The sequence below is a fragment of the Actinomycetes bacterium genome, assembly GCA_036000965.1.
Classification (GTDB): domain Bacteria; phylum Actinomycetota; class CALGFH01; order CALGFH01; family CALGFH01; genus DASYUT01.
The window spans coordinates 26086-39237 of sequence record DASYUT010000125.1 but is presented as its reverse complement, the minus strand read 5'-3'; the positions used below and the strand labels follow the sequence as shown (position 1 = coordinate 39237).

The window sequence follows — 13152 nt, the reverse complement described above, 5'->3', positions numbered from 1 at the left end:
TGGAGTCCAGGCGGAGGTAGGCGGGCTGCACACAGCGCCGGGCCCGGTCCCCGGGCCGGGCCTGCCGGCCAGGAAAGGTCTTCGAGAAGGTGACCCCGCTGCGCTAGCCTAGCGGAGCAGCTTCCGGAACTCGTCGACGGGCATCCCGATCCGCCGCAGAATCCCGGACAGCGTGCCGACAGCAAGCTCGCGGTGGAGCGGCACGGCGACCATCCCGTAGAAGCCCGGACGTGGCGTCGGGTGCTTGAGGATCTGGTGATCGCCCTTCGTTCGCACCGGCCGGAAGCCAGCCCGTTCGAGCGCGGCGACGGTCTGCTTGCCAGAGACGCCGCGGGGCAACCCGCCGGTCACGCCGGAACCGGCACGTCGATCGAGGTGACGAGGGGCGGAGCCAGGGCCGGCGGTGGGCCCTCCTCCTCCAGGTAGACCTCAATGACGTCGCGGAGGTTGGCGAGTGCCTCCTCGACCGTCTCGCCCTGGCTGACTGCCTCGACCTCGAGGCAGCGGGCGACGTACCAGTCGCCCTCGTGGGAGATGACGACGGTGAGGTGCAGCATCGGGGAAGACTCGCTCATGGGGTTCAGCGTACAGCGGATCTGAGCGGGAGTCAGCCGTGTAGCCCGGCCATGTGTTCATTCCAGATCGTGAGTATCTAGGAATACGTGGCTGGCCAGGTGCTCCCAGATACTCAGGGTTCAAGGTAGAGAGGGTGCAGAACTCCACCAGCCATAGCGGCACCAAGGATCACGCTGAGCAAGTGAGCGCCGCTTGCCCCACCGCGTCACCCCCGGGTTGCAAGATGGTTGCAGCCGTCAGGGCCGAAGCGGAAGATGCTCGGCCCATCTGGGCCGCTGAGCTGTGCATTCAATCGTCGGGACGGCCGGATTTGAACCGGCGACCCCCAGTCCCCCAGACTGGTGCGCTAACCAAGCTGCGCCACGTCCCGAATCGCGGATCCGGCGAGCAGACATTCCTGAACCGGAGCGGGCGCCAGGATACCACGGGCCGGTCCGGGCTCGATCGGCCGCGAGCGGCGGCGCTCACCGCTCGCCCGGACGTTCCGTCAGGGCTCGCCGCCCAATGTCCTGGCCAGATCGAGTCCCGCTTGCCTCGGTGTCGGCGCTGGAACGACCAGGTTATCGGCCCGCAGGCCCTTACCGCTCACCCGGGCGTTCCCTCGTCCTGACCCGCCCGATCACCCGCACCGGGGTGCCGTGGAAGCCGAAGGTCCGGCGCAGGTCGTGCTCGAGGAAACGCCGGTAGGAGGGGCTCAGCACACCGGTCGCGAAGAAGACGAACTCCGGCGGTGCGACCCGGGCCTGGGTGACGTAGCGGATCTTGACCGGCTTGCCGCGGGCCGGCGGAGGCGGGGTCCGCTCGGTCACCTGCCCGAGCCACTGGTTCAGGGCGGCGGTCGGCACCCGGCGGTCGCGCTGGGCCAGGACGTCGTCGAGCAGCCCCCAGATCCTGTCGACGCTCCGGCCGGTGCGCGCCGAGACGCGCAGGAGCGGTGCCCAGTGGACAAAGTGCAACTTGCGCTCGAGGTCGAGCTCGAACCTCCGGCGAGCCTCGTCGTCCATCAGGTCCCACTTGTTGGCCACGAGGATCAGGGCGCAGCCGGCCTCGGCCGCGCGCACGGCCACCTTCTGGTCCTGCTCGGCGATCCCGGCCGGCGCCTCGAGCACGAGCAGGGCGACGTCGGCCCGGTCGACCGCCTCCAGGCTGCGCACGAACGCGTAGTAGTCGGCACCCTCGGCGCGCTGGAACGAGCGCCGCATCCCGGCCGTGTCCACCATGCGGTAACGCCGCCCGTCGTAGGCCACGACCGAGTCCACCGTGTCGCGGGTGGTCCCCGGCGTCGGGTCGACGATGGCCAGGTCCTCGCCGGCCAGCCGGTTGAGCAGGCTCGACTTGCCGACGTTGGGCCGGCCCACGATGGCGACGGCCGGGGCGGCCGGCTCGTCGGCGGCGGCCCGGCGCGCGCCCAGCCGCTCGACGGCCGCGTCGAGCAGGTCGCCGGCGCCGCGCCCGTGCAGGCTTGACACCGGCAGCGGCTCGCCCAGCCCGAGCGACCACAGGGCGCCCGTCTGCAGCTCGGCGGCCGCGTTGTCGACCTTGTTGGCGACCAGCAGCACCGGGACCTTCCCACGGCGGAGGCGCGCGGCCACGGCGGCGTCCTCGTCGGTGACCCCGACGCTGGCGTCGACCACGAACAGGACGAGTTCGGCGTCGGCCATCGCCTGCTCGGCCTGGGCGACCACCCGGGCAGCCAGGCCGGTCGCGCGCGGCTCCCAACCGCCGGTGTCGACCAGCTCGAAGCGGTGCCCTGCCCAGTCTGCCTCGTACGGCACCCGGTCCCGGGTTACCCCGGGCGTCTCCTCGGTGATGGCGGCACGCCGACCGAGGATGCGGTTGACCAGGGTGGACTTTCCGACGTTGGGCCGTCCCACCACGGCCACCCGGGGCAGCGCCCCACCGCCGGCCACAGGGCCGGCCGGCTTGGGGCCGGGCGTCCCCCCACCGCCGGCCGGCGCCCGACCAGGCGTCCCCCCACCGCCGGCCGGCGCGGGACCAGGCGTTCCCCGGCCGCCGGCCGGGTCCGGGCCCGGGCTGGCCGCCGCGGACGTAGATGGATTGCTTTGTCGATTCATTGATCTATCACTTCATCGGTTGGCGGCCCCTCCATGGTACGGCGGCCCTCCACGCCGGCCAGGAAGTCCTGAAGGGTCTGGCGCAGCGCCTCGGTTGCCGCCCGCCGGCCGGTCCGACCGGCGCCGGGGTCGGGCAGCGCGATGGGTGGTCCGACCACGACGCGCACCGGCGTGGCGAACGGCAGCCAGCCGGTGCGCCGCCGCACGCGCTCGGTGCCGAGCATGGCCACGGGAAGGACCGGGCAGCGCTCGCGCAGGACGACGTAGGCGAGGCCGGGGTGGACGGTGTCGAACCGGCCTGTTCCCCGGCTGCCCTCGGGGAACAGGCCAAGCATGTCACCTCGGGCGATCACCGCGGCGGTCTGGCGCAGCGCCTCCCGGTCGGCGCCACCCCGGCGGACCGGGAACTGGCCGATCCAGCGCAGGATCGACCCGAGCGGCCAGAAGAACAGCTCCGCCTTGCTCATGAAGAACACCGGCCGCTCGATCGCGCACGCCAGCAGGACCGGGTCGACGTTGCTGCGGTGGTTGGCGGCCAGGATGACCGGACCAGTGGAGGGGAGATGCTCGGCACCCTCCACCCGGATGCGGAACCAGGCCCGCATGAGTGGTTTCATGACGATCGCGGCCGTCCGGTAACCACGATCCGCGCTCGCCGTGGTCACCGGTCCCTTCCGGCCCTGGCCGAGGCGATCAGGTCGACGACCTCCTCGACGATGTCGCCCACCTCGCGGCCGGTCGAGTCGATGACCAGGGCGTCCGGGGCTGCCCGGGTCGGCGACGCGGCCCGGTCGCTGTCGAGGCGGTCGCGCCGGGCCAGTGCCTCGGCCGACTCGCCGTCGGCCCGGCGACGGGCCCGCTCGGCCGCGTCGGCGGTCAGGAAGACCTTCACCTCGGCCTGCGGCCACACCACTGCGCCGATGTCGCGCCCCTCGGCCACGATCCCGCCCAGGCTGATGACCGCGCGCTGCAAGGCGACGAGCTGCTCGCGCACGGCGGGCACGGCCGAGACCGCCGAGACCGCCCTGCTCACCTCGGCCGAGCGTAGCTCCTCCCCCATCGCGGACCCGTCGAGCAGGACCCGAACCGCGCCCGAGCGGCCCGGGGCCAGCTCGAGGGCGAGGTCGGCGCTCTTGGCCGCCACGGCGACCGCGTCGGCGTCCTCGGGCGTGACGCCCTGCCGCAGCAGGGCGAGGGTCAGCGCCCGGTAGATCGCGCCGGTGTCGAGGTGGCGCAGGTCCACGCGCTCGGCGACCGCCCGGGCGACCGTGCTCTTGCCCGACCCAGCCGGGCCGTCGATCGCGACGACGACGTCGTCATGGGTGTGCTGGCCCTCGTCCAGCTCCTCCATGATCATGCGACCTCCTCGGCGATCATGCGACCTCCTCGGCGGCCGGGGGCGCGGCCGGTCGCTGAGCAGCAGGACCGCCGTGGGCGGGGCGGGTGCTTCGGTGACGGGACAGGCGGCACGACAGCTCCGAAGCGGGATGGGAGGGATCGCGCCGCCGGCCGGCGGCGCACCTCGAGAGTCTACCTGGTGGCTGATCGGGCAATCACAGCTCAGGCGGTACGCGGAGGCCCCGCAGCCTCAGCCATCTCCGTCTCTCTTTGTCTACTTGTTGATTGATTTATGAGTACCTTTGGGTAGCTCGGAGAGCCGTTGTTGCTTGATCGCCGTTGTTGATGATTCATGAGTACCTGGGTAGCTCGGAGAGCCGCGCCGGAACCCGGGAGAGTCCAGACATATAAGCGACATATCGACAAAGCGCCTGAGTGCTTGGTCGACTTCGGAGGACCTTCTCGAGCCTGGGCCGAGGGAGCGGGTCACGCCGTGCCGGTGCCCTCGTGGGCATGCCAGCCCGCAGCGGACAGGGCGGCCAGCGCCAGCGCCAGGGTGTCGCGGCCCGCGACCCAGAAACGGAGGGCTCCACTGCCGCCCTGGAGCTCGTGGTCGATCGCGAGGTCCTCGACGTTGACCCCGGCGGCGCCCAGGGCGCGGAACACGGCGGCCAGGCTGCCCGGCCGGTCGGCGATGTGCACGACCACCTCGCGCAGCCCGCGGGGGGAGGCGCCCGGCTTGGTGGGGATGCGCAGACGGGCGTTGCGCGCGGTGGCGAGCGCCTCGCGCAGGCCGTCGCGGTCCCCCGCGGCCACCAACTCCCTGAGCGCCAGCAGCCGCTCGGTCAAGGTGTCCAGTGCGACTACGATGCTGGGGGCGTTGGTGGTGCAGATGTCGACCCAGAGGTCGGGGTCGCTCGCGGCGACGCGGGTGGTGTCGCGGAACCCGCTCGCGACCAGGCTGCGCAGGGCGGCGGGGGCCTCCACCTGAGCCACCGCGCCCATCAGCGCGGTGGCGGTCAGCTGGGGCAGGTGGCTCGCGAACGCGGCCACTTGGTCGTGCAGCTCGGGGTCGAGGATGAGCGGCCGGCCGCCGAGGGCGCGCACGAACCCGGTCATCCTCCGCAGTGCCCCGTGGTCCACCTGGGCCGCCGGGGTCAGCACCCATGCGGCGCCGTGGAACAGCTCGGCCCGGGCGGCCTGCGCGCCCCGCTCCTCGGAGCCGGCCATCGGGTGGCCCGGGATCACGCGGCCGAGTTCTGTGGAGGATTTTTCGAGTTCAACCAGAAGGTGCGCCTTGGTGCTGCCCACGTCGGTGAGCACCGCTGTGGGGTTGACCACGTGCGCCCGGGCCAGGACGGCAGCCAGGGCGCGGACCGGCGTGGCTGCGACGACGAGGTCCGCCCCCTCGGCCGCCTCCTCGACAGAGCGGGCGCGCGCGGTGATGGCCTCGCGGTCCATCGCCAGGCGCACCTCGCGGCGGTCGGTGTCCATCCCGATCACCTCGGGCACGCCGGCCGCTCTGGCGGCCATGCCGACCGAGGCGCCGAGCAGACCGGTCCCGATGATGGCGAGTCGGTGCGGCCAGCGGGCGCTCTGGGCCGGCGTCATCCGGAGCGCTCCGGCCGCTGGCTGGAGCGCCAGCCGAGCACCCACAGCGCGCAGCGCTCCGGCCGCTGGCTGGAGCGCCAGCCGAGCACCCACAGCGCGCAGGTTCCCAGCTCCCCGACGGCCCGGCGTGCACGGCCACGGCGCCGATGCGTGACCGGCGCTCCAAGCAAGGTCGTGGCGCTCATCCCGGGAGGTCGTCGCGGAGGTGGCTGGCCTGGCGCAGGTAGACGTGGCGCAGGCTGGCCCGGGCGCGCGTGGAGTAGCAGTGCACCATGACCCGGACCGTGCTCGGGTTGCCATGGGCGATGCCGAGCTCGCGCGCGCACAGCAACGGCACGTCCCCCATGCCGAGGGCGCGGGCGGCCGCCGCCGGGAACTCGCTCACCAGGTCGTCGGTAGCGGTGAAGATGATCGAGACGAGGTCGTCGTGCCCGACGCCGTTGCGGTCGAGCAACTGCACGAGCAGCTCGCTGGTGCGCTCGATGACCGCCTCCCGGACGTCGGCGTCGACCGTCGTGGCGCCTCGCAGTGCCACCAGCCGCTCGCCGCTCATCCGTTCCCTCCGTCTCGAGCCATCGACTCCTCGCGTTCGTTGACAGAGCGCTTCATGGCTTCATAGATATATCGATAAATCGTTCGCCTGCGCCGGTCACAGGCCGACCGCCCGGTACAGGGCGCGCACCTCCTCGGGGCGGAGCGCCCGGTGCTCGCCCGGAGCCAGGCCCCGCAGCTGGATCGGGCCGACCGCGGTCCTGACCAGGCGGCGGACGGGAGCGCCTACGGCGTCCAGCATGCGCCGCACCTCCCGGTTGCGTCCCTCGACCATGACCACCTCGACCATCTGCCGCCGTGCCGACGCGGCGACCACGCGCGCGCGCTCGGCGCGCGCAGGACCGTCCTCCAGCTCGACCCCGTCGCGCAGGCGGGCCAGAGCGCCCGCCGGGAGCCGCTCGACCTCGGCCAGGTAGCGCTTCTCCACTCCGAACCGGGCGTGGGTGAGCCGGTAGGCCAGGTCGCCGTCGTTGGTGAGGAGCAGCAGCCCCTCGGTGTCCCGGTCGAGCCGCCCCACCGGGAACACGCGCGGGTGGTCGGGGACGAGCTCGACGACCGTCGGCCGCCCCTCCGGGTCGGCACTGGTCGTCACCACGCCCGTCGGCTTGTTCAGCAGCCAGTACCGGCGCCGGTGGTCGACCACGACGCGGGAGCCGTCCACCTCGACCCGGTCGCGCTCCGGGTCGACCCGGCGGCCGAGGTCGACGACGGTGCGGCCGTCGATCGACACCCGTCCGGCCAGCACCAGCTCCTCGACCGCCCGCCGCGAGCCGAGGCCCGCCGAGCTCAGCACCTTGTTGAGGCGCACCAGGCCAGGGGCCTCCTCTTCGGCGCGCCCCCGGGCGCCCGGGGCGGGTGCTGGCTGCAGCCCTCGGCCGCTCCCGGTGCGGCCAGGGGCGCGCCGCGCTGGTGCCTCCTCACCCGAGGCATCCTGACCGGGCGCGGCGCGGCGGCTGTGGTCGCCCGGCGCCCGCTCCCGGCGTTCGCCATCCCGGGTACGGCCTCGGGCGGCGCGGGGAGGCGCCTGACCGCGACCGGGCTGACCGCGACCGGGCTGACCGCGACCAGCCTTGCCGCCATCGGCCTTGCCGCCATCGGCCTGGCGGCGGTTGCGGGGGGGCTGGGCAGGCGCTCGCCCGCCTTTCGGGCGGCGGCCCGGGCGCCGGTCGCCAGGACTCACTGGTGGACCCTCATAGCTGGTCCTGCAGATCGGTGAGGTCGACGCCCTCCGGCAGGTAATCCTTGATCGGTGGCAGCTCGTCGAGGGTGTTCAGGCCGAGCTGCTCGAGGAAGGCGGCCGTGGTGCCGTAGAGCATGGCCTGCCCGGGGCCGTCGTCCCTGCCCACCTCACGGATGAGACCGCGGGCCAGCAGGGTGCGGAACACGCCGTCGACGCTCACGCCGCGCACGGCGGCGACCTGGAACCGGGTCACCGGCTGGCGGTAGGCGATCACCGCCAGCGTCTCGAGGGCGGCGCGGGTCAGGCGGCTCTGCTGCCCTGCCTGCACGTACGCGTCCACCGTGTCCCGAGCGCCTGGATGGGTGTAGAGCCGCCAGCCCCCGGCCACCGCCCGCAGCACGAAGCCGCGGGCGTCGCGGGCGTACTCAGCGGCCAGCTCGATCAGCAGCTCCTCGACCCGGGAGAGCCGCTCCCCGACCACCTCGGCGAGCGTCACGGCCGACACTGGCTCGTCCGCGACCAGCAGGATCGCCTCGAGGTCGCGCCGCACCCAACCACGCTCGTCGAGCTCGACGGCCTCGAGCAGCTCGTCTGGCGGCCATGCGCCGGGGTCGCCGGCAACCTCCTCGCCATCGGCGAGCGTCCGCTCCCGCTCCCGCTCCCGCTCCCGCGCCGGCGCCGGCTCCGCCTCGGACGCGACGGTCTCCGCCATCTCCGTCCCGACCAGGGCTGCCTCGGACCCCACGCCCGATGCCGGAACGGCCTGGTCGGCCTCCTCGTGGGCGGGAGGGTCGGCGTCGAGGCCGGGCGGCCCGGCGGCGGCCGTCTGGTCCAGGCCCGCGCGCCCGCTGCCGTGGGCGCTCCCCGTGTGCTGCTCGGTCATGCTGGTGTGCTGCTCGGTCATGCTGGCTCCTCCACGGCGAGGTCGGTCAGGTCGGGATCGTCCTCGCTGGTCCATTGGACGGCGATGGTGCCGAAAGCCGCAACCTGCTCGATCTCGACCAGCGACCGCTTGTAGAGCTCGAGCAGGGCCAGGAAGTGGACGACGACCTCGATCGGCATGGCGCCGCTGCCCACCAGCTCCACGAAGGTGGTGGAGCCGGCGGCCCGCACGCGACCGGCCAGCTCGGTGATGGCCTCGTTGACCGAGAGCTTGGATGACGCGATGTGGGAGGTGCGCACCTCGGGGACGGGCACGGGGATGAGCGCGCCCGCCGCCAGCCTGGCGAGCTCCTCGGGGTCGGTCCCGACGAGCAGGTCGGGGACGATCTGGCGGAACAGGTCGTCGGTGTCGCCGGCGCGGCCCGGCACGTAGCCCGCCTGCTCGGCCAGGCGGGCGGCGAACAGGGCGGCGACGTGCTTGTAGGCGCGGTACTGCAACACCCGCGCGAAGAGGAGGTCACGCTCGGAGAGCAGCGCCTCGACCTCGTCGGGGTCGGCGTCCGGGCCGGGCAACAGCCGGGCTGCCTTCAGCTCGAGCAGGGTCGCCGCGACGACCAGGAACTCGGTGGCCACCTCGAGGTTCAGCTCGTGCATGCGCTTGACCTCGGCCAGGTAATCCTCGGTGATGCGCGAGACCGAGACCTGCCACAGGTCGACCCGCTGGCGCGCGATCAGGTGCAGGAGCAGGTCGAACGGCCCCTCGAAGACCTCGGTCCTGACCACGTAGTCCATTGCGTCCGCTGCCGATCCGTAGCTTGAGGCCGGTTCGCTGATCGTGGGGACGGGCCGGCTGAGGCCGGCGGCCGTCCGACGCCGCACCCGCTTCCTGGCGACGACCCCGCGAGGATACGGCAGCGGCCATGAGCGCTGCCCAGCTGGGCCGACCCTGGTCCCACGTCGTTGGCCAGCAAGCCTACCGCTCCAACGCGGCACCGTGGCGCGCGTCGCTGCTGGTCAGTAGGGCAGACCCACGAGCCCGAGGATCGCTCTGACGAGCTCAGCGACGAACGGGGTGAGCAGCCCGGGAGCAAGGATCAGCAGGCCGAGGAGCAGGAAGATGCCGTATCGGTCGAGGAAGTCCACGATCCCGTGCCGCGAGGGGGGAAGAAAGACCGTCAGCAGCCGTGAGCCGTCCAGGGGCGGGATCGGGAGCAGGTTGAAGATCCCGAGGAGGACGTTGAATTGGATGAAGATCAGGAGGAGGTTGACGGTGAAGCTACTCGCGTCGGAGCCAGCGGAGAGCGCGACACGGAGCGCGACGGCGCTCGCGATCGCCAGCAGGAAGTTGCTGGTCGGCCCGGCCAGAGCGACCAGCACCGTACCGACCCGCTGGTTGCGGAGCCGCGCCGGGTTGTACGGGGTTGGCCTCCCCCACCCGAAACCACCGACGATCAGAAAGATGCTGCCGAGCGGGTCCAGGTGCGACAAGGGGTTGAGCGTGAGCCGGCCCTGCGACTTGGCCGTGTCGTCGCCCTGCAGCGTTCCCGCGGCCGCGTGGCTGAACTCGTGGAAGGTGATGGCCACGATCACCGCGAGGACGAAGGCCACGAATAGCAGCGGGTTGTCTCGCAACAGGTACAACGGCGACGATAGCAACGACGACTCCTCCTGGGGGCGCGCTAATCCGTACCCGATCCCGCTGCAAGCCGCCGGGCGGTCGCGTCGAGCCCCGGTCGAGTGCCCACGGCGCGCGGGTTCGGGCTGCTTGACGGTCCACCGTGCACGACCGCAGCACTGATGCTTGAGCACTGATGCTTGACCAGCACTCTCGCCAACCTACCACGGGTCAGCAGTCAAGCCGGCGACCGCCGGTCAGGCGTCGGGCGCGATGACCTCGTGGATCAGCTCGGGGGCCTGGCAGGCCTCGCGGCTCCAGCGCAGCGCGGCGGCGAGGTCGCGGGCGGCGGCCTTGGCGGCGGTCTCATCCCTGGCCAGCACCTGGCCGATGCGGTCGCCGGCACCCACCTCGTCGCCCAGCTTCACCGACAGCTCGACGGCGACTGCGGGGTCCACGGGGTCGTCCTTGCGCTGCCTGCCCGCGCCCAGGGCGGCGGCGACCCGACCGACCGCTTCGGCGTCGACCCCGGCAAGGCAGCCGGCCTCCTGGGCGGTCACGTCGAGGTGGACGGGAGCCTGGGGCAGCAGGGAGAGGTCGTCGACGACGCGGGGGTCGCCCCCTTGCGCCTCCACGAACTGGCGCAGCTTCTCGAGCCCGGCCCCGGTCTCGAGGGCCCGTTGGGCCGCGCTGCGACCCTCGTCGGGGTCTGGGGCGATCCCGGCCAGCGCCGCGAGATGGCCGGTGAGCGCGAGGCAGAGGTCGAGGAAGCGGCCTGGACGCTCGCCCCGTAGCGCCTCCACCGCCTCCCGGACCTCGACGGCATTGCCGACCAGCTCGCCGAGCGGCTGGTCCATGTCGGTCACCAGCGCGGCCGTCCGCCGCCCGGCCGCCCGGCCCAGCTCGACGCAGGTGCGGGCAAGCTCCCCGGCTGCTGCGGGGTCCTTCATGAACGCCCCCGAGCCCGTCTTCACGTCGAGGAGGATGCAGGCCGCCCCACCGGCCAGCTTCTTGCTCATCACGCTCGACGCGATCAGGGCGGTGCTGCCCACCGTCGCGGTGACGTCGCGCAGCGCGTACATGGCCTTGTCGGCTGGGACCAGGTCGGCGCTCTGGGCGGCGACCGCCAGGCCGACCCGCTCGACCTGGTCGAGCAGCTCCCCGGCGGACAGGTCGACCCGGAACCCGGGGATGGACTCAAGCTTGTCGAGCGTGCCGCCGGTGTGCCCGAGCCCGCGGCCGGACAGCTTGAGCACCTGCATGCCCAGGGCCGCGGCCAGCGGCCCGACCACCAGGGTGGTCCCGTCGGCGACCCCTCCGGTCGAGTGCTTGTCCACGGTCGGCCCGGACAGCTTCGACAGGTCGAGCCGGTCGCCGGAGTCGAGCATCGCGGCGGTGAGCGCCCCGGTCTCGACGGTGGAGAAGCCGCGCAGGTAGCCGGCCATGAGGAAGGCGGCCATCTGGTAGTCCGGCACCTCGCCGCGGGCGTAGCCGAGCACCAGCTCCCGCAGTTCGCCGGACGGCACCTGGCCCCCGTCGCGCTTGCGCGCGATCAGCTCGACGACGCGCACCACCGCTCCTCTGCTCCGCCGCCGACCCCCGAGGCTCCGCCACCCACCCCCGAGGCTCCGCCACCCACCCCCGAGTCGTCCGGGGACTCCCCGGCCACGCTGCCGCCGAGGCGCAGCCCAACCGCGACCTCTGCCTCGCGCTCACCGGCCCCCGAGGCGTCCGCCCCGGTCATGCAAGCAGCCGCTTCACCAGGGCCGCGTCGGCGCCGTCGCGCTCCAGCTCGGAGAGGACCTGGGCGAGCGCCTCGCGGACGAGGCGGCCGCGGTCCACCCCGATCCCATGCTCGCGGCGGAGCCGCAGCCGGGCATGCTCGAGGTCCATCAGCTCCTCGGCGGTGCAGTAGAAGGTGACCTTCTCCTCGTGGCGCTGCCGGCCGCTGGACGTCCGCTCGGCGGGCGGCGGGGCCTTGGGGCCGCCGGCGGCGGCCTGCTTGGCGCCCCGGGCACCACGGGCATCCCGGGCTCCCCGGCCCTGGTCGATGCTGGTGACACGGAACAGCTCGTCGGCCCCTGGCAGGCTTGCCCGACCCTTCATGACGCCGCTACCTCCTTGGCCAGCTCGCGGTACGCGGCTGCGCCACTCGACGAGCCTGCATAGGTCAGGATGCTCTCCCCGGCCACCGGTGCCTCGGCGAAGCGGATGGTCTTGGAGATCACGGTGCGGAACACGCGGTCGCCGAAGGCGTCCTCGACCCGTCCGAGCACCTCGCGGCCGTGCACAGTCCGCGGGTCGTACATGGTGGCGAGGATGCCGACGATCTCGAGCTCCGGGTTCAGCCGCTCGCGGACCTTCTCGATGGTGTCCATGAGCAGGGCCATGCCCCGCAGGGCGAAGTACTCGCACTCAAGCGGCACGAGCACGGCGTCGGCGGCGGTGAGCGCGTTGACGGTCAGCAGGCCGAGGCTCGGCGGGCAGTCGACCAGCAGGTAGTCGTACTGCCTGCGCAGCGGTCGCAGGACCCGCGCCAGCGCCTGCTCGCGGGCCACCTCGCCGACCAGCAGCACCTCGGCCGCGGCCAGGTCGATGTTGGAGGGCAGGAGCTCGACACGGTCGATCTTGGTGCTGGTGATCGCCGCCACCGGGGCCGCCTTGGGGTCCATCAGCAGGTTGTAGACGGTGCGCTCGAGGGCGAGCGGGTTCAGCCCGAGGCCGACCGAGAGCGCCCCCTGAGGGTCCATGTCGATCAGCAGCACCTGCCGTCCCTGCTCGGCCAGGGCGGCACCGAGGTTGATGGTGGTCGTCGTCTTTCCGACCCCACCCTTCTGGTTGGCCAGGGCGATGACCTTTCCCACCTGACACCTCCGCGTCCGGTGCCGCTCCCGGGGCGCTCCAATAGCTGGGCGACGTATCGTTATGTCGATAAAGCACTAGGCAAATAAGGAGATTCGGAGCTACGTCGCTAGGTCGCTATGGCTATCAGTTCATCAGTCGCCTGGTAGATCAAGCGACCGGGATACTACCGAATCGCGGGACCCCGCCAAGCTCCTCCGGCACCTGATCGGCCGGAACGCCCGGAAACGCGCCGACCCACCCTCCCTGCCGTTCGTCTGTTCCTGGTTGCCTGGCAACGCCGCCCGCGACCGCCTCGCTGTCGCCACCCCTTGCAGGACCACGCAGGTCGCCCGAAGGGATGGGTGCAGCAGGTCCGCCCGAAGGGATGGGTGCAGCAGGTCCGGCCGCAGAGATGGGCCAGCAAACCCGCACGGGGCCAGCAGACCCGCACAAGGAACAAGGAGCAGGCTGCCACCAGG

Annotated in this window: 14 protein-coding genes, 1 tRNA gene and 1 pseudogene; all 16 read right to left on the bottom strand. The window is 72.6% G+C overall.

Going from position 1 to position 13152, the window contains the following annotated elements:
* Positions 1-108 precede the first annotated feature (108 nt).
* A complete protein-coding gene (locus tag VG276_10935) occupies positions 109-351 on the bottom strand; it encodes a type II toxin-antitoxin system HicA family toxin (protein ID HEV8649891.1) in 243 nt (80 codons plus the stop codon).
* Positions 348-575: a type II toxin-antitoxin system HicB family antitoxin gene (locus VG276_10930; protein ID HEV8649890.1), complete on the bottom strand. Its 228-nt coding sequence runs from the start codon at positions 573-575 to the stop codon at positions 348-350. The genes VG276_10935 and VG276_10930 overlap by 4 nt, the downstream gene beginning before the upstream one ends.
* 296 nt (positions 576-871) lie before the next feature.
* Positions 872-946, bottom strand: a tRNA-Pro gene (locus VG276_10925).
* Positions 947-1154: 208 nt separating this feature from the next.
* A complete protein-coding gene (der, locus tag VG276_10920) occupies positions 1155-2486 on the bottom strand; it encodes a ribosome biogenesis GTPase Der (protein HEV8649889.1) in 1332 nt (443 codons plus the stop codon).
* Positions 2487-2647: 161 nt separating this feature from the next.
* On the bottom strand, positions 2648-3316 hold the full coding sequence (locus VG276_10915; GenBank protein HEV8649888.1) for a lysophospholipid acyltransferase family protein: 669 nt from the start codon (positions 3314-3316) through the stop codon (positions 2648-2650).
* Complete coding sequence (gene cmk, locus VG276_10910; GenBank protein HEV8649887.1) at positions 3313-4008, bottom strand: (d)CMP kinase; 696 nt, start codon at positions 4006-4008, stop codon at positions 3313-3315. The genes VG276_10915 and cmk overlap by 4 nt, the downstream gene beginning before the upstream one ends.
* 467 nt (positions 4009-4475) lie before the next feature.
* Positions 4476-5600: a prephenate dehydrogenase/arogenate dehydrogenase family protein gene (locus VG276_10905; protein ID HEV8649886.1), complete on the bottom strand. Its 1125-nt coding sequence runs from the start codon at positions 5598-5600 to the stop codon at positions 4476-4478.
* Positions 5597-5785 (bottom strand): hypothetical protein, encoded by a 189-nt coding sequence (locus tag VG276_10900; protein ID HEV8649885.1) that lies wholly within the window; start codon positions 5783-5785, stop codon positions 5597-5599. Before VG276_10900 ends, VG276_10905 begins: the two co-directional genes overlap by 4 nt.
* The gene (aroH, locus tag VG276_10895; protein HEV8649884.1) at positions 5782-6153 is read right to left on the bottom strand and encodes a chorismate mutase; all 372 of its coding nucleotides are present in this window, start codon (positions 6151-6153) and stop codon (positions 5782-5784) included. The genes VG276_10900 and aroH overlap by 4 nt, the downstream gene beginning before the upstream one ends.
* Positions 6154-6249: 96 nt before the next feature.
* Positions 6250-6960: a pseudouridine synthase gene (locus VG276_10890; GenBank protein HEV8649883.1), complete on the bottom strand. Its 711-nt coding sequence runs from the start codon at positions 6958-6960 to the stop codon at positions 6250-6252.
* Between the two features lie 382 nt (positions 6961-7342).
* Positions 7343-8236, bottom strand: a complete 894-nt coding sequence (gene scpB, locus VG276_10885) for an SMC-Scp complex subunit ScpB (GenBank protein HEV8649882.1) — start codon at positions 8234-8236, stop codon at positions 7343-7345.
* Positions 8233-9006: a ScpA family protein gene (locus VG276_10880; protein ID HEV8649881.1), complete on the bottom strand. Its 774-nt coding sequence runs from the start codon at positions 9004-9006 to the stop codon at positions 8233-8235. Before VG276_10880 ends, scpB begins: the two co-directional genes overlap by 4 nt.
* Positions 9007-9228: 222 nt before the next feature.
* Positions 9229-9870, bottom strand: coding sequence for a site-2 protease family protein (locus VG276_10875; GenBank protein ID HEV8649880.1), 642 nt, complete (start codon positions 9868-9870; stop codon positions 9229-9231).
* A gap of 216 nt (positions 9871-10086) precedes the next feature.
* Positions 10087-11400: a thymidine phosphorylase gene (locus VG276_10870; GenBank protein HEV8649879.1), complete on the bottom strand. Its 1314-nt coding sequence runs from the start codon at positions 11398-11400 to the stop codon at positions 10087-10089.
* Between the two features lie 169 nt (positions 11401-11569).
* Positions 11570-11935 (bottom strand): hypothetical protein, encoded by a 366-nt coding sequence (locus tag VG276_10865; GenBank protein ID HEV8649878.1) that lies wholly within the window; start codon positions 11933-11935, stop codon positions 11570-11572.
* Positions 11932-12687, bottom strand: a pseudogene (locus tag VG276_10860) (ParA family protein). Before VG276_10860 ends, VG276_10865 begins: the two are co-directional and overlap by 4 nt.
* Between the last annotated feature and the right edge of the window lie 465 nt (positions 12688-13152).